Below are 25,589 nucleotides of genomic sequence, written 5' to 3' on the forward strand. Positions count from 1 at the left end.
CGGGCTTCACGCGGATTCGCGGACGATGAGCTCCGTCGGCAGGATGATCGGATCGGTGGGGCCGCCTTCGAACAGGCCGAGGAGCAGGCTGACCATGGCGGCGGCCTGTTCGACGACCGGGTGCCTGACCGTGGTGAGCGGCGGTTCGGTGTACTTGGCCGCCTCGATGTCGTCGAACCCGACCACGGCCACGTCGTCGGGCACCCGCCGCCCCGCCTGGCGTAACGCCTGCAGCGCGCCGACGGCCATCAGGTCGTTGGCCACGAACACCGCGTCGAGCGCGGGATCGTCACCCAGCAGCTGCCGCATGGCGGTGGCGCCCGACTCCCGGGTGAAGTCGCCGACCGCGACGATCGAGCGCCGGTCGGAGTCGCGCAGCACATTGCGGTACCCGGTCATGCGGTCCTGGCCGCCGATCATGTCCTGCGGGCCCGCGATGGTGGCGATGCGCCTGCGGCCGGTACGCACCAGGTGCCGCACGGCGGACTCGGCGCCGCCGATGTTGTCGTTGTCGACATACGGCAGGTCGACCGGCACGGCGGGCCTGCCGTAGGAGACGGCGGGCACCCGCAGCCTGGTCACGGCCGACGGCAGCGGGTCGGCGCCGTGCATGGAGATGAGCATGACGCCGTCGACATGGCCGGAGGCGATGTAGCGCTCGACCCTGGCATGCGACCTGGCGCTGCCCGCGAGCATGAGCACGACCTGCTTGTCGGCGGCCTCCAGCTCGGCACTGGCACTTCTGATCACGGTGGAGAACAGTGGATCCTCGGAGAACACCCTGGTCGGCGGCTCGGAGACGACCAAGGCTATGGAGTCGGTGCGCTGGGTGACCAGACTGCGGGCGGCGCTGTTGGGCACGTAGCCGAGCTCGTCGACGGCACGCAGGACGACGTCGCGGATCGAGGGGGCGACCGTGGTCTGGCCGTTGACGACGCGCGAGACCGTGGCGCGGGACACGCCCGCCCTGGCCGCGACCGCCTCCAACGTCGGTCGTCTCATCCCTTCACCGAGCCGGCCAGCAGGCCCCGGACGAAGTAGCGCTGCATCGAGAGGAAGACCACGAGAGGAATGATGACAGAGACGAACGCGCCCGACGTGAGTCGCTGCCACTCGTTGCCCTTCGTCCCCGCCATCTGCGCCAGCCGTACGGTCATGGGGGCGCTTTCGGCGGTGCCGCCCGCGAAGATCAGGCCGACCAGCAGGTCGTTCCACACCCAGAGGAACTGGAAGATCGCGAACGTGGCCAGGGCGGGCGCGACCAGCGGCAGGACGATCCTGCGGATGATCGTGGCATGGCCTGCCCCGTCGGCCCTGGCCGCCTCCAGCAGTTCGCGCGGCAGTTCGGACATGAAGTTGTGCAGCAGGAAGATGCCGAGCGGCAGGGCGAAGGCCGTGTGCGCCAGCCATACCTGGGCGAAACGGCCGGTGCCTTCGAGGTTGAGCGCGGGCAGCACCTGCAGCCCGAAGACCTCGACGCCCGAGGAGAACAGCGAGAGCAACGGCACCAGCGCCATCTGCAACGGCACCACCTGCAGGGCGAACACCCCGATGTAGATCCAGTCGCGCCCCCTGAACGGGATCCAGGCCAGCGCGTATGCGGCGAACGCGGCCATCGCCAGCGGCAGCAGCACCGAGGGCACGGTGATGACGATCGAGTTGATGAGGAAGCTGGCCAGCTGCCCCGACGACGTCGACGTACTGAACAGCACCTCACGGTAGTTGTCCAGCGTCAGCACCGGATCGCCGAAGAACGTCCACCAGCCGGTCGACTTGATGGCGTCCTCGGGCCGGAACGACGACAGCAGCAGGCCGAACGTCGGAGCCGTCCACACCAGTGCGATGACGACCGCGACCAGGCTCGCGACCCTGCCGCTCAGCCTCCCGCGCACCCTGGCCGCCGAGGTCGTCATGCGATCTCCCTACGCCTGCGAAGCGATCTGACCTGGTAGACGATGATCGGCGTGACCAGGACGAACAGGAACACCGCCAGCGCGGCGCCCCGGCCGCTCTCGCCGTAGCGGAAGGCCTGGTTGTACATCTCGTTGGCGATGACGCTGGTGTCGAACTGGCCGCCGGTCATCGTCCGTACGATGTCGAACAGCTTGAGGGTGGCGATCGACTGGGTGACGAGCACGACGACCACCGCGGGACGGATCGCGGGCAGCGTGACGCGGAAGAACATCTGCGCGGGCCCGGCGCCGTCCAGCCTGGCCGCCTCCACGATGTCGGAGGCGATGCCCTTGATCGCCGCCGAGAGCACCACGGTGGCGAAACCGGCCTGGATCCACACCATGACCACGACCAGGAACAGCGTGTTGACCGGCTCCTCCAGCAGCCACTGCTGCGGCTGCCCGCCGAGTGCGACGACGATCTGGTTCAGCAGCCCGATCTGCGCCTCCTCCTGCGGCCGGTAGGCGTAGACGAACTTCCAGATGATGCCCGCGCCCACGAACGAGATCGCCATCGGCAGGAACACCAGCGACTTGGCCAGCGCCTCGAACCTGGTGCGATCCACCAGCACCGCGTACAGCAGCCCGATCGAGGTCACCAGCACCGGCACCAGCAGCACCCAGATGAGCGTGTTGCGCAGCACGACCAGCGCCTCCGGCTGGCCGAACATCCACGCGTAGTTGTCCAGCCCGACGAACACCCTCCCGTCCCCGCTCATGAACGACAACACCGTCGTCCGTACGGCGGGCACCACCAGGCCGATCAGCAGCAGTGTCAGCGCCGGGGCCAGCAGGATCACGGCGTGCAGCCTGCCTCGGCCACGCGTCGGCGCCCGGTCGAGCGCCAGCATCACCAGGCCGACGACCGCGAGGAACGCGAGCACGCCGAGCAGCAGTTGCAGGAGCTTGGGTTGCTCGGCGGCGAGGTCGAAGTCGAGATCCATCGCCTTTCCTCCCGTTCAGGAGGCGCCGCCACCCGCGTCGGCGGGGGACGGCGCCCGACGTGCTACTTCCAGGAGGTCTCGATGTAGTCGAGCACGGTCTTGGTGTCCTTGCCGTTGATCCAGTCGGTCATGCCCTTCCAGAACGTTCCGGCGCCGACCGCGGCGGGCATGAGGTCGGAGCCGTCGAAGCGGAACACGGTGGCCGGGTCGCGCAACATCTCCATCGAGAGCCTGTCGATCGGGTTCTGCGCGTTGGCCAGGTCGACGCCCTTGTTGGCGCTGACATACGTGCTCAGCTTCATCCGCGTGTTGGCGAAGTCGGCGGTGGCGAGGTAGCGCTGCAGGGCGACGACCTCGGGCCGGTCGGCGAACGCGGCGACGAACTCGCCCGCGCCGAGCACCGGCTTGGCGGTGGCGTCGTTGCCCGGCAGGTAGAAGGCGAACACGTCGCCGTCCTGGGCGACCTTGGTGCCCTCCGGCCAGAAGTTGGCATAGAAGGAGGCCTGGCGGTGCAGGGCGCACTTGCCGGTCGTGATCGGCACGCCGCCCTCCTGGAAGGCGGTCGTCGCGATGGACCTGACCGGGCCGTAGCCGCCGTTGACGTACTTGTCGTTCTTGAGGATCGCGCCGACCTTGTCGACGGCGGCGACGACCTTCGGGTCGTTGAACGGGGTCGTGTGCGCGACCCACTGGTCATAGCCTTCGGGGCCGAGGTCACGCAGCACCACGTCCTCGATCCAGTCGGTCGCGGGCCAGCCGGTGGCCTCGCCCGACTCGATCCCGGCGCACCAGGGCTTGGTCCCCGTGGCGGCGATGGTGTCGGTGAGCTGCATGAGCTCGGCCCACGTCGTGGGGATGCTCCAGCCCTTCTCCTGGAACATCCTGGGCGAGTACCACACGAATGACTTCACGCTCGCGCCGAGCGGGGCGCCGTAGAAGGAGCCGTTCAGCATGGTGTAGTTCACCCAGTCCTTCGACCAGCCCTCGTCGGCCAGCGCCTTGACCTCGGGCGGGGCTACCTTGAGCTTGCCCGCGCTCGCGTAGCGTGCCAGGAGGCCCGGCTGGGGGAAGAAGGCCAGGTCCGGCGGCGTGCCCCCGTCGACTCGCACCTGGATCTGCGCCTCGAACTCTCCCGTCCCCTCGTAGGAGATCTTGATGCCGGTGCACTTCTCGAACGGCTTCCACGCCTGCTGGAAGAGGTCGGCCTCGACGTCCCTGATCGGGGAGTACACGGTGACCTTCTTGCCGTCGTGCCTGCCGTACGCGGCGTAGGGGGCGCACTCGGGGGAGGCCTGGGTGGGGGTGCCGCCTGCGCCTTGGGTTCCTGCTGCGCCTGGGGTTCCGTCGCTGCCACAACCGCCGACGGCCAGGACCAGGGCGGTACCGGCCAGAACTCGGAAGAGAGGGGACATGGTTCTTCCTCCGTTAGGTGGGGAGAGCGCTCTCAGAGCTTTGTTCTCCTCGATAACGATGTCAATAACTGTGATGTCACGGTTACAGCGCGTTCTGGGTTCTCTGTGGCTCTTGTGTAGGTGGGGTGGGGTTGTCATGGTTGAGAGGTCGGAGAGCGCTCTCTGGGTAGGGAAGGGGTGGGGTGGTGGGGATGGCTGGTGAGGTGGGGGATCAGGTGTCGCGCGATGCTGAAGGAGTGACCCTCGCGGAGGGCGTATCGGGAGGACGTCCCGAGGGGGAACGCGGGAGTTCCGGGGGTGATCAGGTGTCGCGCGATGCTGAAGGAGTGACCCTCGCGGAGGGCGTATCGGGAGGACGTCCCGAGGGGAAACGCGGGAGTTCCGAGGGTGAGCAGGGGCGTCCTGAGGGTGCGCGGGAGCGTTTCGAGGGCGAGTGGGGGAGCCCTGAGAGTGGCTTGGAGCCCCCTGCGGACTCGATGCGCTTCCCTGAAGGCTTTCTGTGGGGTGCCGCGACGGCCGCGTACCAGATCGAGGGGGCGGCAGCCGAAGACGGACGCGGCCCCTCCATCTGGGACACCTTCTCCCGTACGCCCGGCAAGGTGGTCAACGGCGACACCGGCGACATCGCCTGCGACCACTACCACCGTTACGCCGACGACGTCGCACTCATGGCCGAGCTGGGCCTGGGCGCCTACCGCTTCTCGGTGTCATGGCCCCGCGTGCAGCCCGGCGGCAGCGGCCCAGCCAACCAGCGCGGCCTCGACTTCTACGACCGCCTCGTCGACGCCCTGCTGGCCCGCGACATCAAGCCGATCATCACCCTCTACCACTGGGACCTGCCCCAGGAACTGGAATCCGCCGGAGGCTGGACCACACGCGAGACCGCCCGGCGTTTCGCCGACTACGCCGTTCTCACCCATGCCCGTCTCGGCGACCGCGTCGACACCTGGACCACGCTGAACGAGCCCTGGTGCTCGGCCTTCCTCGGCTACGCCGCCGGAATCCACGCCCCCGGCCGCACCGACCCCGCCGCCGCGCTCACCGCCGTGCACCACCTGCTCCTGGCCCATGGCCTGGCCACCCGCGCCCTGCGCGAATCCGGCGCCCGCGACCTGGGCCTCACCCTCAACCTCACCCCTGTGCGCGGCCCCGACGCCCCCGCCGTCCGCCTCATCGACGGCCTCCACAACCGCCTCTTCCTCGACCCTGTGCTCCGCGGCGCCTACCCCGCCGACATCATCCAGGCGACCGCCGCCATCACCGACTGGTCCTTCGTCCACGACACCGACCTGTCGGTCATCTCCGCCCCCATCGACCTCCTGGGCGTCAACTACTACCAGCCGTCGACCGTCTTCCGGCAGGCCGGAGCCCCCGCCGCCTCCGTCTTCCCCGGCAGCGAAGGCGTGGCCCACGCCGCCTCACCCGGCCCCGTCACCGCCATGGGCTGGACCGTGGACCCCACCGGCCTCACCGACCTCCTTCTCCGCCTCTCCCGCGACTACCCGGGCACCCCTCTGATGATCATGGAAAACGGCGCCGCCTACGAAGACACCCCGACCGACGGCCACATCCCCGACACCGCCCGAATCGCCTACCTCAACTCCCACATCCAAGCCGCCCACCACGCCATCCAGTCCGGAGCACCCCTCCGCGGCTACCTGGTGTGGTCCCTGATGGACAACTTCGAATGGTCCTGGGGCTACCAAAAACGCTTCGGCCTAATCCACACCAACTACCAAACCCAAACCAGAACCCCCAAACAAAGCGCCACCTGGTACGCGGGAGTAATCGCAAGAAATGGCCTATAACCCAACCCAGACCCTCACCCCACTTTCGGAGAGCGCTCCCCGAACCCTTCCCAGCCCACCTAGCACACCCGCTCCCAGTACACCCAAAGATCAACACCACCCCTCAAAAGCCTGCCCCTACCAACCACCCCGCCCCCCTCAACAGCCTGCGTCCACTGGCGATCACGATCCGCCCTCCACAACCACCAACCCTCCGAACCACCATCACCGACCTACTATCGATCACTGCCGACTGCCGACTGCCGACTACCGCCGTCAACCGGCAGCCGCCAACCATCGACCGTCAGCTGCCCGGCTATCGAGTCACCGCTCGTCCGCCTATCGACCACCGCCAGGCGACTACCACGCACAATCCGCGAATCGGCCACCCGCCGAGCCTCCGATGGGCACCCGAACCAACCGGCCGGCCTCCGCCGAAATCCAACCGCCAACCACAACCGCCACTCACCAGGCCCACCCTCGTGCCACCGCTACCCGTGCAATCGCCCGACAACGCGGGAGTACATGCGCCCCGGGCTCGACACCGACGCCGGCGTCAAAAACCCCGGCAACATCGGCAGGTCAACCGCGAACGGCTGCAACCGCTCATACACCTCATCGGCATCCGCAGGCCGATCCTCAGGCAGCTTCTCCAGCAGATCGGCCAGCAGCCTCGCGAACGCCGCAGGCACCCCAGGCACCACCGGCGGTCGCTCCTTGACCTGCTTCTCGAACACCACATACTCGGTCGGCCCGGTGAACAACTGCCGCCCGGTCAACATCTCGTGCACCACACACCCGAGCGCGTAGAGATCACTCCGAGGATCGGCAACCCCTCGCTGAATCTGCTCAGGTGCCATGTACGCCGGAGTCCCGAGAATCTGTCCCACCCTGGTGAACTGCTGGCTCACATCCCCTTCACGCAACATCGCCAGCCCGAAATCGAGCACCTTCACACTGCCGTCTCGGCACAGCATGAGGTTGGTCGGCTTGAGATCGCGATGACAGATCGACAAGGTATGCGCCGCCGACAACACCGCAGCCGCCTGCGCCGCGATCGCCGCAGCCCAGGCCACAGGCAACGGCCCATGCTCACTGACCAGATCGGCGACCGTCACCCCTTCGATGAACTGCATCACCTGGTAAAGCCGAGCCTCATGCGTACCGAAGTCATACAGAACAGGCGCCCCCGGATGCTCAAGCCGGGCCAGAATCCGAGCCTCCCTGGTGAACCGTCGCTCCAACTCCTCGTCAGGCTCCGGCTGGCTGTGCCACCCCAACCCACGCAGATGCAGCAGCTTCACCGCGACCCGCCGCCCCAGCCGCCGATCACGTCCGCCGTACACAGCGCCCATACCGCCCTGCCCCAACGGGAGATCGTCGAGCTCATACCGGTCGCCGATGACCATTGGCCCCCTCCCCAGAGCGTTCCGCCAAAAAGCTACACCTTCCCGCAAACCCCCATCCATCAACACCACCCGCTCTCACTCCACCCACCTACAGCCCACACCCAGAACGCCAGGCCCGCCCCCCGACAGCCCCAACCCCCCAAGATCCAACCCAGCCCACCATCACCCACCACCCGCCCACTCCCCAACCCGCTACCCGCCCTCAACCCGCCACCCCCGCCTGGGGGTAACCCATCCGCCCACCTATTCGGACTATCCGGACGCAGCCCATCCGCCTACCCACTCGGATGCAACCGACCATCAGCCAGCCCATCAAAGCCAAGCCGTACCAACGTCTCGCCCAGCTCGGCCGTCTCCCTCAGCGAGTCCTCAAGGGCGACCAGATCCCGAAATGCCCGCCCATACTCCTGCTGGTCGACCAACGGCAACAACGGCAGACGCGTACGCCGAGCATCGACCCGACTGGACCCCTGCGCGGCACGCCCACCCGCCGACCGCAGAAACCCAGCCAAGAAGTACGGATCCAGCCTCTCCCGATCCACGCGGTACAACGTCAGCTGCGGCCCCAACACCGCCCCCGCCGCCGCAACCACACGAGCGGTGGCGTAGCTCGCCACCACATCCCCCGCCAGCACGGGTACCAGCCCCGCCTCAGCCTCAGCCCGCCCACTGGGCGACGCGGCAGTGGGCAAATCATCCGCCAGCAACACAGGAACATCCCCCACGCCGGACACCATCCGAGCCGGAGCCTGAAGAATGCTGACCAGCCCAGCCTTGGCCAGATCGCCGATCGTCGTCACCGGATGATCCAGAGGTACGGCAAGCACCTTCAGATCGGGGGCGCTGGCGGTCGCGGCCAGGAAGCGAGCCCTGGCCGTACTGAACGCCTTCCCGAGATCAGCACCCCCTCGGGGGAGATGCCTGGCTGGACTGAGATCCACGTCATCATCCAGAAGATCGATGATGCGAATGGTGTGGGCCACCGCGCCCCCCGTCTTGGCGCCAGCCGTCGCCGGGACCTCGACACCGGCGATCGTCGCCAGCCCATCACGTTCGCGTCGACCTTCAGTCGCGGACTGCCCTTCGAGGAGCTCGGGACCCCCGCGACGCTCGCCACCCTCAGAGCCTCTGCGCCGTTCGACGCTGTCGCCGCTCTCGGGCCCCTCATGCCTTTCGCGGCGTGCACTGTCAGAGGCGGACACATCACGATTTGCCGGACCGGTCGACTCTCCTGCCCCCTCGACGTCATCCTCGCCTGAGCTGCCTTCAGTCGCCCTGTCGCGAGGAGCAGACGGAGCCAACGCCCGCGTATCCAACGCCGAGCCATGCTGCCCTTCGGCAAGAACGACACCGCCGCCCTGACGAGCCTCCCTCCCCGGATCAACACCCTGAGAACGCGCCGCCACCACCAGCTCGGCGTCCCGCGGCGGAAGCCGAAGATGGGTACGCCAGGCAGGTTCGACAGCCGACAAATCCTCGATAGCGTCCATAACCAGAAGATCGGAAGGCGGACGCTCCCCGGCCTTGGGCCGACGCAGCAACCACAGGTCGAGGCCACCCAGCGAAATCAGTGCCCGAAGCGAGCCGGTACGCAGCAGATTGGCCCGAATGCGACGCCCAGGCCGCCGACTCGCCGCGCCGGGCGGCAGCAGAATGGCGACAACCCCGCCAGGCCGTACTCGCGCAAGGCAGTGCTGTACCCAAGCGAGCTCCGACTCCCCCCGAGGCGGCAGGCCATGCTCCCACCGGGGATCACCGGTCAGCTCCTCGTAACCCCAGGCGCGCTCGTTGAACGGCGGATGGCACACCACAGCGTCGGCACGCTCGTCGGGAAAGGCGTCTGCGGTGAGCGAGTTGCCCATGGCGATCTCGGCATCAACCCCCCTCAGCCTGAGCCGGGCACCGGCGATGTCGGCAGATGTCGCCCCAAGATCCTGCCCAAGTACGCGTACCGGCAGTGGGGCTTGAGCATTCTGGGCGGCCAGAAGTAGCGTTCCGACACCGCAGGCCGGATCGAAGAGGCTGCCACCCTCGGGCAGGGCCAAGCGGACCATGAGCTCGGCGATATCGGTCCTGGTGACGTCGAGCTGCCGGGAATGAGCGTCAAGGTATCGCTCGACGAGGTACTCGAACGCGTCCAGCGGCCCCTGCTCGGCGGCCATCTCCTGCAGAAGCGTACGAAGCGAGGCGTCGAGCGCCTGCTCGTCGTCCCGTACCTCTTGAGAGTCGCCCGTCTCGCCGGGAGAGGTCGTCTGCCTTCGCTTGGCCGTGCGGTTGGTCCTCTGCTCATCCAGGGGCTGAGCTTCGGGCGATCGCGCTTCGCGGGACGCGCCATCATGCGTCGCAGAGTCGTCTGGATCGCCCTTGCCCGCCCCGGTGATCCCGTGAGCCGGGACGGATTCATCGAAGCTGTCCCGGCTCGACATGTCGTCGATCTGAGGATGATCGATTGGCCGCAAGGGCGTTGAGTCGGGCTCGGCGGAGCGTTCCTCGGCCGAGCCCTCTACACCCGAGGACGCGTGAGGGGCTTCCGGCGTGGCTTGAAGTTCAGAGGCCTCAGGAGAAGAGGAGTACGGCCGGGCGCTGGGGGCATCGAGGGCGGTGGATTGGTCGGGCAAGGGCGACATGTCGGATGGATCGGGATGGGCGGCGTCGTCGTCCAAGGGGAGGGGGCCGTGGCCGCCGGTGAGGAGAATGCCGGCTTCGGCGACCAGGGCGCCCAGATGGAGGTCGCCTGCGGCGCGGAGGCGTTGCCAGGCGTGATCGGCCAACGAGAGCTCGTAGGACTTGCCGTGCAGGCGGAGCCAGGACTCGATCTGGGAGAGGGAAAAGTGGGGTTGAGCTGCGGTTCCGCCGATCGGGCGTGGGAAGTCATCATGGCGGCGGCGCCAGTTGCTCACAGCTGCGCGCCCGACGCCGGCCAGCCGGGCGATGTCGCCCAAGTTAACGGTCGCGTCGTGGGTCATGCTGACGAGGTTAGTTCACAACACTCTTCAGCGCATCTGCTTGTGAAGTGTTTCAACCAATGATTTACTTCAGTGCATGAAGCACAGTATCCGCTACGCCGCCGGCTCCGACGTCGGCCTCCGCAGGGAGCAGAACGAGGACTCCGGCTATGCGAGTGCTCGCCTGCTAGCCGTCGCCGACGGCATGGGCGGGCACGCGGCGGGGGAGCTGGCGAGTGCCGCTGCTATCGCAGCACTCCGCGAGCTGGATGACAACCTCCCGGCGACGGATGTCGATCTGGAATCCGCCCTGGAGGCTGCTGTGCGCGATGCCGGCCGGGGTTTGGCGAGGCTGGCTGAGGATGATCCGTCGCGCCGCGGCATGGGCACGACGGTGACGGCGATGTTGTGGGATGGGTACCGCTTCGCGTTGGCGCATTTGGGGGATTCGCGGGCCTATCTGCTGCGGGATGGATCGCTTTACCAGATAACCAAGGACCACACTCTGGTGCAGTCCATGGTCGACGAGGGGCGCATCACCGAAGACCAGGCGGCCGTGCATCCACGCCGTTCCTGGGTCTTGCGCGTGCTGGGCAGTGACGGCAAGGTCGACCCCGACATTTCGCTGCGCGACGCCGAGCTGGGCGACCGGTATTTGCTGTGTTCGGATGGGCTGACCGGTGTGGTGGGCCCTGAGGCGCTGTTCGACGTGCTGACGCATGTCGAGGATCTCGACGAGGCTGTGGCCAAGCTGATCGACCTGGCCAATCAGGGCGGGTCGCCGGACAATGTGACCTGCATCGTGGCCGAGGTCGTGCCGCCGGGTGAGGGCGGGGTGGCCGTGTTCACGGTGGGGGCTTGCGCTTGACCGCTGCTGGCGGCTTGGTTCTTGTGAGAATGCCTACTGTGTCGCGATTTGGGAATTGAGTGCAGAGTTTCGGCGACCCTGTTTTGGTGAGCTTGGTCTGGGTTTCGCGAACAGTGCTGCGCCGTACTCGAAGGTGGAGGCGGCGCTCGGTCGTTGCGATTGTATTTGCCGTTCCAGAAATAGCATGAGTTATTGCTTGACTCCTTCCGGCTGGGAGACGCTTCGGTCGTTGACCTGGGCGTATGGGCGGCGTGCGCGGGCCTCGGGTTGGCGGGAGGCGGCCTGTGACGTCGTTCTGGTGTTGCGTTGTGCGTATTCGCCATGTGTCGGCTGATCGTGTCCGTTGAGAGGCGTGCGATTTGTGTTGGCGGCTGGATGTGTGAAGTGTTGGGTCGAGAATGAATTGAATGGTCGCCTGGCTGCGGGCTGAAGCGTGTGTTGCGCTCGTTTCCCGCTCTGTGGGTTGAAGTCCTGGAGCCTTGAGCCTCGGCGTGGAGGTGTCGGGTTGTGGGGGAATCGCTGGACTGGTGAGAGCTGCGATGTGCCTGCTGATGGCGGTGAATGGCGATGTGATGCCTATTGGGGTGGATTGGGCTGCTGGGGCTTGTCGGCGGGTGGGTTGGGCGTCATCTTGAGAGGGTGATCGATTGTGTCATCCCAGGAGTCACATGAGTCTCATTCGTACCACTTCGGGTATTTCGCCTCATAGTTAGACACTTTCCGGATTTGTGACGGAGGGTGGGGGCGGCGCGATTACAGTCCTGCGTTATCCGCTGGTTATGTGCGAAGGAGTCGTCCTGGACCCGCTCGCTGAGGATCTGCTGAAGGTCGTCCGCCCTGAGCTCGGTTATCGCGAGAAGGCCGGACAGGTTACGAAGTTCGGCACCTGGTACGCCAAGCACGTCGACGATCCGCAGTACAAGAACGCGCCGTGGTGCGACATGTTCATCGCCTGGGCGGCGGACCGCGCCGGGATCGAGCAGTACGTGGGGCAGTTCGCCTGGACGCCGTCCCACGCCGCGTGGTTCATCAAGCGGGGCGCCTGGTCGGACACGCCCGAGCCTGGCGCCTTGGTCTTCTTCGACTGGTCGGGCGGCAAGAGCTACAAGGGCATCGACCATGTCGGCATCGTGGAACGTGTCGACGGCTCCCGTATCCACACCATCGAGGCGAACGTCGACAAGGTCTGGCTGAAGCGCAAGACCCGCGACAACGAGAAGATCGTCGGGTACGGCCTGCCCCGAAAGGTGAAGGAGGGCGGCAGCCTCCTTGAGGTACGTCCACTAGGGGAGCCGCAAGCCGCATTGCAGCTTTCCCTGCCTACCGTGAAGGTGGTGCGGGAAGGCTCGGCTTTCGACTACTTCGGTACGTCGCAGGTCGTGCTTGTCGGGGTGGTGGCGGCGATCGTCGTGGTCGCGTTCCGATGGGCTGGGCGGGCTCGGAGGACGCGAGAGGGGTACGAGCTTCAGGGCGTGGTGGGGCTGGGTGTTCGACGGCCATGGGCTGCTCTGCGCGCGTGGTGGATTGCCCGTACTTCCAGCGATCTCGATGACTTTGGCGACTACGACAACTTCGAGGGCTTCGAGAGCTTCGAGGACCTCAGGGGAGCGGTCCGGGCTCGGCCGTTGAGCATGGCGGGTCGGGCTCACGCTTCCGGACGGCCGAGTGTGGCTGGTCGTCGGGGAGCTGGTGTGGCTTCTGAGGGCTGGGTTGTGGGGGCGATCGGGTTGAAGGACGCGGGTGGTTCGGCGGGTTCTTCGGAGGCTGGTGCTGGTGGGGACGGTCAGGGTGCTGGGGTGAGGTCGAGCGGTGAGTCGGGTTCGCGGGATGCGGCGGGCAGCTCGTCGGGGGCGATTGGCTCGCCGCGTGGTCTCTCGGGCTTGGCTGGTGCGGCGTCTTTGGGGAGTGTCGTGCGCTCGGCTGGTGGGGTTGGGGCAGCGCGTGTTCTGGGTGGGCATGGCGCTGGGGGATCTCGCGACGCCGACTCGGCGCGTCCGGCTGAGGTAGGGGGCGAGGTCGGGGAGGGCGATGAGGCCCTGTTGGGGGCTGGTGTCGGGCGGGGTGTCGTCGTGCGGTCAAGCAAAGCCACGAGGCTGGGCGGTGCTGCGGCAAGACCAAGCAGTGCGATGAAGTCGAGCAGTGCGGCATGGACAGGCGGGACAGTGTGCTTGAGCGAGGGGCCGAAGCCGAGCGAATCGGCTAACTCGGTGGGCGCCGGGCGTTTGTCCGATCCAGGGGTTGCCGCTGGTGGAGAAGGTACGGCTGGCGTGGAGGAAGCGGCGAGACTCCCCGGTGCTGGTGGTGCTGGTGGTGCTGGTGGTGCTGGTGGTGCTGGTGGTGCTGGTGGTGCTGGTGGTGCTGGTGGTGCTGGTGGTGCTGGTGGTGCTGGTGGTGCTGGTGGTGCTGGTGGTGCTGGTGCGCGGCGGCCGGTGCGGCTTCGGCCGTACGAGCGGCGGGAGCAAGTAGAGGAAGTAGGGGGTGGGCGTGGGGTCTGAGTAGTGCTGAGGGGCGAGGACGAGTGCGAGCGTCCAACTGGATGAGGTGGGCGCTCTCAGTGGTGGCGGTTGGGTGCCCAATGCTGTGCGGGTGAGGCACAGGGCGAGGTGAAGCCCGGCTCATGTAGTTGGGAGCACTGGGAATCGTGAGTGTTTTGGGGCCAATGAGGTTGGTGATGTCGGTGTGGTGGGTGAGCCTGGTCGGCGTGAGGGCGTGAGGGCGTGAGGGCGTGAGGGCGTGAGGGCGTGAGGGCGTGAGGGCGTGAGGGCGTGAGGGCGTGAGGGCGTGAGGGCGTGAGGGCGTGAGGGCGTGAGGGCGTGAGGGCGTGAGGGCGTGAGGGCGTGAGGGCGTGAGGGCGTGAGGGCGGCGGGAGGGGGTGCGGGGCTTGGCTGTTAGCCGTCAAGGCGCAGGTAGGTGTGCACGGGTAGGTGTAGGCCACGGGGTTGCGAGAGGTGGATAGATGGTTGGAGGCGTGTAGGTGGGGCCTTCTTGAAGGGCATCGGGGTGGGTGTTGTGTGTACGACGCTGGGGGGTGGGGTGGATTGGCCTGGGGGCGCGGGTGTTGTTGTGGGTAGCTCAAAGTGCTCCATGTCGGGCCTTTGGTGTGTGATGTGTGAATGCTTGGCGCGTGCGGTAGAGGCGCGTTGTGTAGTCGGAGGCTTTCTGGCAAGGGACTGGTACTCGACTGCCGCTTCGGCGTGGTCTGGTTAGCCTGCGGCAAGGGCAGTCCTGGTAGTTCCTGGTCAATTCCTGGCAGCGATGTACGCCCCGATAGGCCGTACCGCTCTCTAAGTGGCCGCTAGTGCGCAACGAGGGTCGCCTTGTCCGCAGGAAGGTGGGCTGGCCGTCCGCAACAAAACCGCCAGGTACCCAACTGGCGCCTACCCGGCCTCCAGCCCCTACGCCTTCACGTCCAAAGCCTTCAGCTCCAAACCCCAAGCCCTCACCCCCTCACCCCTCGGCCTCAGCCGCACCCCTCGGCCTCAAGCCCTTAACCCCAACCCGCTGGCCCCCAGGCCCGCCCGCTGTTCCCAAACAGCTGCCATCCCCAGGCGGCCACCCCACCCACCAAGCCAAGCAACGCCCACCCCGACCTCAGCCCACCCCGACCTCAGCCCATCCCGACCCCCGCCCCATGTGTCCCACCTCACACACCCCCCAACCAGCCGCCCCCTCCCCACCCCGCCCCCAACTCTCCCCGCGCATAGGAATTACTAGGACGTCCTAGTATCTTCAAAGGGAGGCACCTGACGAAGGAGTGGACGGGCGTGCATGTTCCGGTACATCCCACGCGGTTTGTGACGGCGGCTGCGCTGTTTGACGGGCACGACGCGGCGATCAACATCATGCGGCGCATCCTTCAGACGCAGGGCGCCGAGGTCATCCATCTGGGCCACAACCGATCGGTCGACGAGGTCGTGACCGCCGCCATCCAGGAGGACGTGCAAGGCGTCGCGATCAGCTCCTACCAGGGCGGGCATGTCGAGTATTTCAGCTACCTGGTCGACCTGCTGCGTGAGCGCGGGGCGGGGCACATCAAGGTGTACGGCGGAGGCGGCGGCGTCATCGTCGCCGACGAGATCGCCAGGCTGCACGCGCATGGCGTGACGCGGATCTTCTCGCCCGAGGACGGGCAGCGGCTCGGCCTGCCGGGCATGATCAATGAGTTGATCAAGGAGTGCGACGTCCTGCTGGAGGACGAGCCGTCGGTCGAGGCGGTCGTGTCCGGCGACCAGACGGCGCTGTCCAGGGCGATCACCCTGATCGAGTCCGGCCGCGCCTCCCAGAGGCTGCTGGAAGGCCTGCGGGCGGCCGGTCGTGACGCCCCGGTGCTGGGCATCACCGGCACCGGCGGGTCGGGCAAGTCGTCGCTGACCGACGAGCTGGTACGCAGGCTGCGGGTCGACAACGACGACAAGCTGCGTATCGCGATCATCGCCATCGACCCGACGAGACGCAGGGGCGGCGGCGCGCTGCTCGGCGACCGGATCAGGATGAACAGCCTCGGCGCGCCGACGTACTTCCGCTCGCTGGCCACCAGGGGCGCGCCCGAGCTGCCCACGGCGCTGACCGACGTGATCCTGGCCTGCAAGGCGGCGGGGCACGACCTGGTGATCGTCGAGACGCCGGGCATCGGCCAGGGCGACGCCGCGATCGTGCCGCACGTGGATGTGCCGATCTACGTGATGACGCCGGAGTTCGGCGCGGCCTCGCAGCTGGAGAAGATCGACATGCTCGACTTCGCCGAAGCCGTGGTGATCAACAAGTACGAGCGCAGGGGCGCCGAGGACGCGTTGCGCGACGTACGCCGACAGCTGGTGCGCAACCGGGCGGCCTTCGGCGTCGCGCCGGACCAGATGCCGGTGTTCGGCACGATCGCCTCGCGCTACAACGACCAGGGTGTCACCTCGCTGTACCACCACCTGCGCGACCTGCTGGTCGACAAGGGCATGCAGGCGGGTTCCGGCCTCCTGGGCAGGGTGTCCAGCCGTACCTCCGAGGCCGCCGCCGCGATCGTGCCCGCGGGACGGGTGCGCTATCTCGCCGAGATCGCCGACACCGTGCGCGGCTACCACGCCGAGACCGAGGCGCAGGTCGAGATCGCCAGGCGCAGGCAGCAGCTGACCGCCGTACAGGGCCTGCTGCAGGAGAGCAGGGGGGCGGCGCCCGAGGAGAGCGGCGAGGTCACGCGGCTGCTGGGGGAGGCCGAGCGCGAGCTGAGCGAGCCGAACCGTGAGCTGCTGGCCGCCTGGCCCGCCCTGCGCGAGGCGTACTCGGCCGAGGAGCTCGTGGTCAAGGTACGCGACAAGGAGCTGCGCACCCCGCTGTGGCGCGAGACGTTGTCCGGCAGCCGTATCCCCAGGGTGGCGCTGCCGAGGTACGCCGACGAGGGTGAGCTGCTGCGTTTCCTGCGCGCCGAGAACCTGCCCGGCCGCTTCCCGTTCACGGCGGGCGTGTTCCCGTTCAAGCGTGACGACGAGGACCCGACCAGGATGTTCGCCGGAGAGGGCGACCCCTTCCGCACGAACAGGCGCTTCAAGCTGCTGTCGGAGGGCCAGCCGGCCACGCGCCTGTCGACGGCGTTCGACTCGGTGACGTTGTACGGCAACGACCCGGCGCTGCGGCCCGACATCTACGGCAAGGTCGGCACGTCCGGGGTGTCGGTCGCGACACTCGACGACATGAAGGCGCTCTACGACGGCTTCGACCTGGCGGCGCCGAACACCTCCGTCTCGATGACCATCAACGGCCCCGCGCCCACCATCCTGGCCTTCTTCCTGAACACGGCGGTCGACCAGGCGCTCGACCGCTTCAGGTCCGAGCACGGCCGCGAGCCCGACGGGCAGGAGGCGGCCGAGCTGCGCGCGCGTACGCTGGCCACCGTGCGCGGCACCGTGCAGGCCGACATTCTCAAGGAGGACCAAGGGCAGAACACCTGCCTGTTCTCCACGGAGTTCTCGTTGCGCATGATGGCCGACATCCAGGAATGGTTCATCCGCAACGGCGTGCGCAACTTCTACTCGGTGTCCATCTCGGGCTACCACATCGCCGAGGCCGGGGCCAATCCCATCAGCCAGCTGGCCTTCACCCTGGCCAACGGCTTCACCTACGTCGAGGCCTACCTCGCCAGAGGGATGAAGATCGACGACTTCGCGCCGAACCTGTCGTTCTTCTTCTCCAACGGCATGGACCCCGAGTACACCGTGCTCGGACGCGTCGCCCGCCGCATCTGGGCGGTGGCCATGCGCGACAGGTACGGCGCGGCCGAGCGGGCGCAGAAGCTGAAGTACCACATCCAGACGTCGGGCCGATCCCTGCACGCCCAGGAGATGGACTTCAACGACATCCGGACCACCCTGCAGGCGCTCATCGCCATCTACGACAACTGCAACAGCCTGCACACCAACGCCTTCGACGAGGCCGTCACCACCCCTTCGGCCGACTCCGTACGCCGGGCGATGGCGATCCAGCTGATCATCAACAGGGAGTGGGGCCTGGCCCGCAACGAGAACCCGCTGCAGGGCGCGTTCGTCATCGACGAGCTGACCGACCTGGTCGAGGAGGCGGTGCTGCGCGAGTTCGAACGCCTGTCGGACCGGGGCGGTGTGCTCGGCGCCATGGAGACCGGCTACCAGCGCGGCAAGATCCAGGACGAGTCGATGCTGTACGAGACGCGCAAGCACGACGGCTCGCTGCCGATCATCGGCGTCAACACGTTCAGGAACCCCAAGGGCGAGGTCGCGCACGGCCCGCTGGAGCTGGCCCGGGGCACCGAGGAGGAGAAGCAGGCCCAGCTGCGCCGCCTGGAGGAGTTCCAGGCCAGGCACCGCGAGGAGTCGGGCGAGGCGCTGCGCCGGATGCGCGAGGTCGCGATGTCGTCGGACAACGCCTTCGAGGTCCTGATGGACGTGGCCAGGGTCTGCTCACTCGGCCAGATCACCGACGCCCTCTTCGAGGCCGGAGGCCAATACCGACGCAACGTCTGACCCCACGGAGCCGCCGCGCAGCCTCAGCACGTCGTCCGCCCCTCACGGAGCCGCCCGCAGCCTCAGCACCTCGGGCGGCTCAAGCAACAGCGCGGCAGGTACGGCAGGCACCGGGGGCCCCTGTTCCCCGGTGAAGCCGATCACCACGTGCTCGCCCTCGCGCACGGGCAGGGCGGGGAAGGTGTTGGCCGCGTGCTCGCTCTCCAACAGGGCCACCGATCCCTCGGCCGTGCCCAGCTCGCGCGTCAGCGCCGCGGGATCGGCGGGCCGGTGGATCACGACCGTCCACTCGGCGGCCCCGAGCGGCAGCGGCGGCGTGCCCGGCACCGGCCTGAGCAGGAAGACGTCGTCGGAGTCGATCATGGTGGCATTCGCGGCGTCCCGATGCGTCTTCCACACCGGCCCGCCGTAGAACTCCGTCAGCGAGCGCCTCCTCGCCTCCATGTCGGGGAAAGCGCGCAACCAGACGAACAGATCGGGACGGTCCAGGTCGTGGAAGCGCCCGAGCACGCGCATGCCCGCTTCCTCCTGCGGCCGGACCAGCTCACGCGTGAACAGCTCGATCAGCTCGTCCCTGCGTCCGGGATGCAACGTGTAGCGGCGTAGTTCGACAATCACCCGAGCAGGCTAGGCACGCCCCACTGACACCTCCTGTCAGTGAACGCGCCCCTTCCGTGAACCTGAAGGGCATGAGGACCGACTGTGCTGGTGACGGAAGGGGCGGTCGGTCATGGGTGACGAACGGCCGGACGAACTGCTGGTGGTGCGATGCCTGCTCGGCGAACGGGCGGCGTTCGCCGAGCTGGTACGGCGATGGCACGAGCCCGTACGGACCTACGTCCGCCGGATGATCGGCCCCGACGCAGCCGACGACGTGACCCAGGAGGTCTGGCTCGCCGTACTGCGGAGCCTGCCGCGGCTCAGGGACCCGGCCAGGTTCGCGCCCTGGCTGTTCACGATCGTGCGCAGGGCGGTGGCCGATCGGCTCAGGGCGGAGTACGCCAGGCGCGAGACGGAGCTGACCGACGAGCCGGCGGCGCCTGCCGTACTGGATCGGCTCGACCTGCTGGACGACCTGTCGGCGCTGCCGGTGCGTGAGCGGGAGGTGCTGGTGCTGTTCTACCTGGAGGACCTGTCGGTCGCCGACTGCGCCGAGGTCTGCGGCGTGCCCGAAGGGACGGTCAAGTCCCGGCTGGCCCGCGCCCGCCGCCTCCTGCGCGACCGGATGACCGAGACCGAAGCGCACGAGGAGTGCGGGCGATGACCGAAGCGCACGAGGAGGGTGAAGGACGATGACCGAAGTGGACGACCTGATCGCCAAGCTGTCGCCCGGACTGTCCGTTGGCCGCCGAGTGGTCCTGGTCGTGACCCTGTGCTCCGGTCTGGCCGGGGCCCTCGTCACCGCCGTGCTGTGGACCACCGAGCCCGCCCTGCCCATCCGGACGCATCTGGCGTTCGCCGCCTTGACCCTGCTCTGCCTGACCTGGGCGTCCTACGCGGCTTGGACGCTGGCCAGGCGCACACCGCTGTACGCCTTCGACCGGGTGCTCGCCGGGTGGATCGCGGTCGTCGCCACCACGTCCACGACGGCGGCCACGACGGCGATCGCCCTCACCCGGCCTGGCTGGACGGCCGTGGCGGGCGTGGGCCTGAGCCTCGCGCTGCTGACCTCGGCCGTCGTCCTCCTGCACCGGGCCCGGCGCGCTCGCTCGGCGCTGCTGCGGCGCAGGAGCATCCTCGGCGCCTCGCCGGAAGGGCGTTCGCGGTCATGACATACTGCGGCAGCGTGAGGGATGAGTCGTTCGAGGTGGTTGTCGGTGGGCGGGATGTGGAGTTGGGGGAGCGGCTCGATACGGCGTTGACCGCGTTCAACGCCGCGGCGACGGGGGTGGCCGAGCAGGGCGCCTTCTCCGTCAAGGTGACCGGTGACGACGGTGAGCTGGTGGGTGGGCTGACCGCCTGGACGTGGGGCGGTTTGTGTGGCATCGAGATGATGTGGGTGCGTACGGCCAGCCGGGCCGAGGGGTGGGGCAGCAGGATCCTGCTGGCCGCCGAGGACGAGGCGAGACGGCGTGGCTGCGACCGGGTGGCGGTGTCGTCGTTCACCTTCCAGGCGCCGGGCTTCTACCAGCGGCACGGGTATGTCGAGACCGGCCGCATGCTCGGCATACCGGGCGGGCACGAGGACGTGCACATGTTCAAGACGCTGACCCCGCCGGAGGCATGATGACGAGCACCGACGACATCGGCACGCGGGTCGACGTGCCTGGCGAGGTGGGCCGGGTGGTGTCGCTGGTGCCCTCGCTGACCGAGTCGGTCGCGGCGACCGCGCCGGGCCTGCTGGTCGCCGCCACCGACTGGTGCACGCATCCGGCCGATCTCGACGTCCCCAGGATCAGGGGCACCAAGAACCCGGACGTGCCCGCGATCATCGCCCTGCGCCCCGACGTCGTTCTCGCCAACGCCGAGGAGAACCGCGAGCCCGACCTGCGGGCCCTGCGCGAGGCGGGCATCGCCGTCTGGACGACCAGGATCGAGACCCTGGCGCAGGCGTTCGTCTCGCTGGAGCGTATGTTCACCCTGGCCTGCCGTACTGACTCGCCGCAGTGGTTGCGGGAGGCCGGGCGGGTCTGGGCGGCGCTTCCCGAGCCGGGCGTGCGGCGCACGGCGGTCGTGCCCATCTGGCGGCGCCCCTGGATGGTCGTGGGACGCGACACCTTCACCGGCGACGTGTTGCGCACGCTCGGGATCGACAACCTCTACGGCGAGCACGCCGAGCGCTATCCCAAGATCTCGATCGAGGAGCTCAACGCGGCCGGGCCCGACCTGGTGGTCCTGCCGGACGAGCCCTACGCCTTCCACGCGGGAGACGGCCCGGAGAGCTTCCCCGGCATCAGGTCGGTCCCGGTCAGCGGCCGCGACCTCACCTGGTACGGCCCGTCCCTCCTCCAGGCGGCCGGCCGGCTCCGCGAGGCCCTGGGCTAGGTGCTCGGGACCCGCCTGCTCAGGGCGGCGTCCACCGCCTCGGGGGACAGGACGTGCTCCATCACCATGACCGCGGTCCCCACGATCCCCGCCCGATCGCCGAGCGAGGAGGTGACGATGTCGAGATTACGCGTCGTGTACGGCAGGCTGCGGCGGTAGACGATCTCGCGGATGCCGGTCAGGTAGTGTTCGCCGGTCTCCGCCATGTCCCCGGCGAGCACGAGGACGCCGGGATTGAGCAGGCTGACCGCCGTGGCCAGCACGACGCCGAGTGTGCGCCCGGCCTCCTGGGTACGCGCGATGGCCGAGGGGTCTCCGGCCTGGACCAGCTTGACGACGTCGCGGCTGGAGCTCTGGCCCAGGTCGAGTGCGATGGCGTGGCCGCCCGCCAGGGAGGCGACGCAGCCGCGCGAGCCGCAGGTGCAGACGCGGTCGTCCTCCTCGCTGATGCGGACGTGGCCGATGTTGCCCGCCGCCTCCTCCACGCCACGGTAGATACGGCCGTCGATGACGATCCCGGCGCCGATCCCGGTCGAGACCTTGATCAGCAGCAGCGAGGGGCACGAACGCCAGGTGGACCACCACTCGCCGAGCGCCATGGCCTTGGCGTCGTTCTCGACCAGGATCGGCACGTCGAAGGTGCCGGCGAACGCCTGCTTGATCGGGTGGTCGTCCCAGCCGGGCATGAGGAAGGAGCGCAGCACCCGGCCGGTCGTGTGGTCGACCGAGCCGGGCAGGTCGAGGCCGATGCCGCACACCTGTGACGTCGGCCGCCCGGCCCGCCCGAGCAGCCGCAGGAACGTCTCGCGCACCCAGCTCAGCACCGCGTCGGGGCCTCTGTCGATGCGCATGTCGACGTGCTCTTCGGCCAGGGGTCGCGCGGCCAGGTCGGTGAGCGCGACGCGGACGTGCCCGGCGCCGAGGTCGGCGACCAGGACGAGCCTGTTGCCCGCGTCGATGTCGAGCACCGACGGCGGCCTGCCGCCTCCCGAGGCGCCGACGCCCGACTCGTGGATGTATCCGGCCCCGATCAGCCGGTCCACCCTGTCGGTGATCGTCGAACGCGACAGCCCGGTGTGGCCGATGAGCTCCTTGCGCGTGCGGCAGTCGCCCGTCCGGATGAGCTGAAGGACGTTGCCCGCCGTCAGCATGTCCTCATCCCTTCTCCGCGCCGGCCGTGAGTCCCTCGGTCAGCAGCCTCTCGCCGGCGAAGAACAAGGCCACCACGGGCAGAGTCAGAACCACAGATCCTGCCATGAGAACCGTGGTCGGGATCTCGATACTGCCCGCCAGCTGCGACAGCCCGAGGGAGACTGTCCAGTTGTCCCGCTTTTCGACAAGGAAGAGCAGGGCGAACAGGAACTCGTTCCAAGCAATCATGAACGCGTAGAGCCCGGTGGCGAGCAGGGCCGGCTTGGACAGCGGCAGGACGACCCGCCAGATGGTGCCGAGCCGCGAGCAGCCGTCGATGGCGGCGGCCTCCTCCACACTCGGCGGCACACTCTCGAAGTAGTTGCGCAGCATGTAGACGGTGACCGGCACGGTCTGCGCGATGTAGACGAGGATCAGCCCGGCAAGCGACCCGCGCAGCCCCATCATCGTGAACAGCACGAACAGCGGGATGGCCAGCACGATCGCCGGGAACAGGTACACCGCGAGGAAGAGGAAGTGCACCTGCCTGCGACCGGCGAAGCGCAGCCTGGCCACCGCGTACGCGCCGGGGATCGACACCAGCAGTGTCACGGCCACCGCGGCGACGGCCACGAGCGCGCTGTTGCGGATGAAGACGAGGAAGCCCTGCCGCCCGAGCACGTCGGCATAGGGCGCGAGCGTGACCTGCGCGGGCAGCAGCGAGCCGGGCGAGAGGATCAGCTCCTGGATGTCGCGCACCGACAGCATCACCATGTAGACGAAGGGAAAGGCGGTCACCGCGAACAGCACGCCGATCACCACGGGTCGCAGCACCCGCAGCACAAGGCGTTCGAACCGGTCACGCGTCACGCCGCTCACCTCCGAAGACCCGCAGGTAGATCACCAGGAACACCACGAGCACGGCCGCGAGCACCAGCGCCTGGGCGGCCGATGCGCCGATGTCGTCCCGGGCGGTCAGCAGGTTGTAGACCCGCACGCTGACCATCTCGGTCCCGGCCCCGCCGCCGGTCAACAGGTAGACGTCGTCGAACTTGGTGAAGGTGAACACGAACCTCAGCACGGTGAGCAGGGCGATGACCCGCCCGAGCTGCGGCAGGATCACATGGCGCAGCCGCTGCGAGGGCGTGGCCCCGTCGACGAGCGCCGCCTCCTCCAGATCGGCGGGCAGCGCCTGCAACCTGGCCAGGATGAACAGGAAGGCGAAGGGGAAGTAACGCCACGCCTCGAACGCGATCACCGTCAGCAGCGCCACCGGCACCTCGACGCCGAGGAAGCTGCCCTTGGCCTGGGTGGTGAAGGCGATCGGCTCGGCCAGCCAGGAGTTCACGATGCCGTACTGCGGGTTCAGCATCACCTCCCACAGGAACGCCGCCGCGACGACGGGCGCGATGTACGGCACCAGGATCGAGGCGCGGACCAGCGTGCTCCCCCTGAACCGGCGGCGCAGCGCCAGCGCGGCGACCAGGCCGATCACGATCGACAGCGCCGTGCCCGCGACCGTGTAGATCAGGGTGTTGAGCACCGAGCTCCAGAACCCCGGCTCGCTCAGCACATAGCCGAAGTTGTCGAGCGTGTAGTTGCCGAACACGCCCTTCCTGCGGATGTTGATCAGCCGGGCGTCCTGGAAGGCCAGCATGACCGCCCACAGCAGCGGCGCCACCACGACGGCGAGCGTGATGACCAGGGTCGGCGAGATGAGCGCGAGCCCGGCCCTGGCCTCCTGTTCGCGCAGGGTCCGCGTCCTCACTCGCGTATCCCGCGTTTGACGGTCTCGACCTCGGTCTTGGCCTGCCCGGCCGCGCTCGCGGGGTCGAGTGTGCCGTCGACGACGGCGCTGAGCGCCTTGGGCACGGGCAGTTCGCCCATGATGGCGCCGACGAGCTTGCCCTGCCCCTGCGGGATGCCCCACCGGGCGAGCGTGTCGGGGCTGGAGCGCAGCGCCTCCAGCAGGTCGGCGGGGTAGATCTCCGACAGCGGCTTCCTGGTGTCCACCCCGGCGGGCAGCTTGTCCCAGGCCGAGGCGAACCCCTTGCGTACGGGGACCTTGCCTTCGGGCGCCATGCCGATCCAGCGTTCGTAGCCCTGGTCGAGCATGTAGGTGACGAATCTGCGGGCCGGGTCCTTGGCGGCGTCGGCCGTGATGGCCCAGGAGACGATCTCGCCGTACTGGGCGGGCTCGCTCCCGTCCGGCCCCTTCAGTGCGGTGACGACGCCGGTGTTGGCGGCCAGCCACTGCCGGTCGGCGCGGCACTGGGGGCAGCTCGGCAGGGCGTCGGCGCGCAGGCCCGCGAGCTCGTCCAGGATGAACGACGACCAGATCGTCATCGCCGCCTTGCCCGCGAAGTAGGTGGCCCTGGTGGAGTCGACGTCCTGCTCGCCCTTGACCGAGTGCTCCTTGGCCAGGCCGGTGTAGAAGGCGAACGCCGCCACGCACTGCGGGCTGTCCAGGGTGACGGCGCCCGCGTCGTCGACGAGCTGACAGCCGTTGGCCAGGGCGACGTGCTCGAAGCTCTGCGCGGTGAAGGAGTCCTTGGCCGCCACCGCGAGCGTGATGCCCGCCGTGCCGTTCCCGTCGAGCGCGGTGGCGGCGGCCAGCAGCCGCTCGTAGGTGTCGGGCGGTCGCAGCCCCGCCTTCTCGAACAGGTCCTTGCGATAGAGGATGAGCTGCGCCCACGCGTCACTGGGTACGGCCAGCAACTCGCCGCCCGCGCTGTCGAGCTCGAGGGCGCGCACGGAGAAGCTCTCCCTGCCGAGCGCCTTGACGATCTCGCCGGGCGTGCCGGTGTCGAGCAGGTCGGCGGCTTCCAGCTCGCGTACCCCGGCCAGCGGCAGTGCGCCGATGACGTCGGGCAGCTCGCCGGCGGCGGCAGCGGCGTTGACGACCTGGCTGAACTGGTCCTCGGCCACCGGCACCAGCGTGACCTCGATCCCGGTGGACCGCGTGAACTCGGCCGCGATGGCCTCCTGGACCGCCATCCGGTCGGGCAGGTTCTCCTGGGTCCACACCGTGATGGCGTCCGCGGCCCGCTCGCCGCCGTCGCCGCCGCATCCGGCCGTCACCGCGGCGAGCGCGAGCGCCGCCGCGACCCTGAACGTGATCCTGGGGGGCATGGCACGCTCCTCTACAGGGGGTTGGGCGGCCTCTACCCTTC

The 25,589-nt window shown here is 68.4% G+C and carries 19 protein-coding genes and 1 pseudogene; 9 read left to right on the forward strand and 11 right to left on the reverse strand.

Annotated features, from left to right (window positions below):
- Positions 1–6: 6 nt before the first annotated feature.
- From ACTWNK_RS09620 to ACTWNK_RS09635, 4 genes are all read right to left on the reverse strand, one after another.
- On the reverse strand, positions 7–1,002 hold the full coding sequence (locus ACTWNK_RS09620; RefSeq protein ID WP_474303525.1) for a LacI family DNA-binding transcriptional regulator: 996 nt from the start codon (positions 1,000–1,002) through the stop codon (positions 7–9).
- Positions 999–1,913 (reverse strand): carbohydrate ABC transporter permease, encoded by a 915-nt coding sequence (locus ACTWNK_RS09625; protein WP_474303526.1) that lies wholly within the window; start codon positions 1,911–1,913, stop codon positions 999–1,001. The genes ACTWNK_RS09620 and ACTWNK_RS09625 overlap by 4 nt, the downstream gene beginning before the upstream one ends.
- Positions 1,910–2,896 carry a carbohydrate ABC transporter permease gene (locus ACTWNK_RS09630; protein ID WP_474303527.1) on the reverse strand — a complete coding sequence of 329 codons (987 nt, stop codon included), beginning with the start codon at positions 2,894–2,896 and terminating at the stop codon, positions 1,910–1,912. The genes ACTWNK_RS09625 and ACTWNK_RS09630 overlap by 4 nt, the downstream gene beginning before the upstream one ends.
- Before the next feature lie 62 nt (positions 2,897–2,958).
- On the reverse strand, positions 2,959–4,308 hold the full coding sequence (locus ACTWNK_RS09635) for an ABC transporter substrate-binding protein (RefSeq protein ID WP_474303528.1): 1,350 nt from the start codon (positions 4,306–4,308) through the stop codon (positions 2,959–2,961).
- A gap of 476 nt (positions 4,309–4,784) precedes the next feature.
- Here ACTWNK_RS09635 and ACTWNK_RS09640 point away from each other — a divergent pair, with 476 nt between their 5' ends.
- Positions 4,785–6,116 carry a GH1 family beta-glucosidase gene (locus ACTWNK_RS09640; protein WP_474303529.1) on the forward strand — a complete coding sequence of 444 codons (1,332 nt, stop codon included), beginning with the start codon at positions 4,785–4,787 and terminating at the stop codon, positions 6,114–6,116.
- Positions 6,117–6,586: 470 nt separating this feature from the next.
- Here the strand turns inward: ACTWNK_RS09640 and ACTWNK_RS09645 are convergent, their stop codons facing one another.
- The gene (locus tag ACTWNK_RS09645) at positions 6,587–7,504 is read right to left on the reverse strand and encodes a serine/threonine-protein kinase (protein WP_474303530.1); all 918 of its coding nucleotides are present in this window, start codon (positions 7,502–7,504) and stop codon (positions 6,587–6,589) included.
- Positions 7,505–7,779: 275 nt separating this feature from the next.
- The gene (locus tag ACTWNK_RS09650) at positions 7,780–10,470 is read right to left on the reverse strand and encodes an N-6 DNA methylase (protein ID WP_474303531.1); all 2,691 of its coding nucleotides are present in this window, start codon (positions 10,468–10,470) and stop codon (positions 7,780–7,782) included.
- 76 nt (positions 10,471–10,546) lie between these two features.
- Here ACTWNK_RS09650 and ACTWNK_RS09655 point away from each other — a divergent pair, with 76 nt between their 5' ends.
- The 4 genes and pseudogenes from ACTWNK_RS09655 (at position 10,547) to icmF (ending at position 18,300) form a co-directional block, all read left to right on the forward strand.
- Complete coding sequence (locus ACTWNK_RS09655) at positions 10,547–11,317, forward strand: PP2C family protein-serine/threonine phosphatase (protein WP_474303532.1); 771 nt, start codon at positions 10,547–10,549, stop codon at positions 11,315–11,317.
- A 779-nt stretch (positions 11,318–12,096) separates the two neighbouring features.
- Positions 12,097–12,480: pseudogene (locus ACTWNK_RS09660) on the forward strand (CHAP domain-containing protein); the annotation flags it as partial.
- A gap of 1,075 nt (positions 12,481–13,555) precedes the next feature.
- Positions 13,556–13,783 (forward strand): hypothetical protein, encoded by a 228-nt coding sequence (locus ACTWNK_RS09665; protein ID WP_474311156.1) that lies wholly within the window; start codon positions 13,556–13,558, stop codon positions 13,781–13,783.
- A gap of 1,298 nt (positions 13,784–15,081) precedes the next feature.
- Entirely contained in the window at positions 15,082–18,300 is a 3,219-nt protein-coding gene (gene icmF, locus ACTWNK_RS09670; RefSeq protein WP_474303533.1) for a fused isobutyryl-CoA mutase/GTPase IcmF, read from the forward strand.
- Between the two features lie 42 nt (positions 18,301–18,342).
- Here the strand turns inward: icmF and ACTWNK_RS09675 are convergent, their stop codons facing one another.
- On the reverse strand, positions 18,343–18,918 hold the full coding sequence (locus tag ACTWNK_RS09675; protein WP_474303534.1) for an NIPSNAP family protein: 576 nt from the start codon (positions 18,916–18,918) through the stop codon (positions 18,343–18,345).
- Between the two features lie 112 nt (positions 18,919–19,030).
- On the opposite strand from ACTWNK_RS09675, the gene ACTWNK_RS09680 reads away from it, so the two are divergent.
- From ACTWNK_RS09680 to ACTWNK_RS09695, 4 genes are read left to right on the forward strand one after another with little or no spacing between them, the layout of a single operon-like run.
- The gene (locus ACTWNK_RS09680) at positions 19,031–19,564 is read left to right on the forward strand and encodes an RNA polymerase sigma factor (protein WP_474303535.1); all 534 of its coding nucleotides are present in this window, start codon (positions 19,031–19,033) and stop codon (positions 19,562–19,564) included.
- Positions 19,565–19,592: 28 nt separating this feature from the next.
- Positions 19,593–20,072: a hypothetical protein gene (locus ACTWNK_RS09685; RefSeq protein WP_474303536.1), complete on the forward strand. Its 480-nt coding sequence runs from the start codon at positions 19,593–19,595 to the stop codon at positions 20,070–20,072.
- A 14-nt stretch (positions 20,073–20,086) separates the two neighbouring features.
- Positions 20,087–20,527: a GNAT family N-acetyltransferase gene (locus ACTWNK_RS09690; protein ID WP_474303537.1), complete on the forward strand. Its 441-nt coding sequence runs from the start codon at positions 20,087–20,089 to the stop codon at positions 20,525–20,527.
- Positions 20,524–21,285, forward strand: a complete 762-nt coding sequence (locus tag ACTWNK_RS09695; protein ID WP_474303538.1) for a helical backbone metal receptor — start codon at positions 20,524–20,526, stop codon at positions 21,283–21,285. The genes ACTWNK_RS09690 and ACTWNK_RS09695 overlap by 4 nt, the downstream gene beginning before the upstream one ends.
- Here the strand turns inward: ACTWNK_RS09695 and ACTWNK_RS09700 are convergent.
- Genes ACTWNK_RS09700 through ACTWNK_RS09715 form a run of 4 tightly spaced genes read right to left on the reverse strand, consistent with a single transcriptional unit; the run spans position 21,282 to position 25,548 of the window.
- On the reverse strand, positions 21,282–22,436 hold the full coding sequence (locus ACTWNK_RS09700; RefSeq protein ID WP_474303539.1) for an ROK family transcriptional regulator: 1,155 nt from the start codon (positions 22,434–22,436) through the stop codon (positions 21,282–21,284). The genes ACTWNK_RS09695 and ACTWNK_RS09700 overlap by 4 nt on opposite strands.
- A 4-nt stretch (positions 22,437–22,440) precedes the next feature.
- Entirely contained in the window at positions 22,441–23,286 is an 846-nt protein-coding gene (locus ACTWNK_RS09705; protein WP_474303540.1) for a carbohydrate ABC transporter permease, read from the reverse strand.
- Positions 23,276–24,184, reverse strand: coding sequence for a carbohydrate ABC transporter permease (locus ACTWNK_RS09710; protein WP_474303541.1), 909 nt, complete (start codon positions 24,182–24,184; stop codon positions 23,276–23,278). Before ACTWNK_RS09710 ends, ACTWNK_RS09705 begins: the two co-directional genes overlap by 11 nt.
- Positions 24,181–25,548 (reverse strand): ABC transporter substrate-binding protein, encoded by a 1,368-nt coding sequence (locus tag ACTWNK_RS09715; RefSeq protein WP_474303542.1) that lies wholly within the window; start codon positions 25,546–25,548, stop codon positions 24,181–24,183. The genes ACTWNK_RS09710 and ACTWNK_RS09715 overlap by 4 nt, the downstream gene beginning before the upstream one ends.
- Between the last annotated feature and the right edge of the window lie 41 nt (positions 25,549–25,589).

The organism is Nonomuraea sp. IBHARD001 (assembly GCF_056106265.1).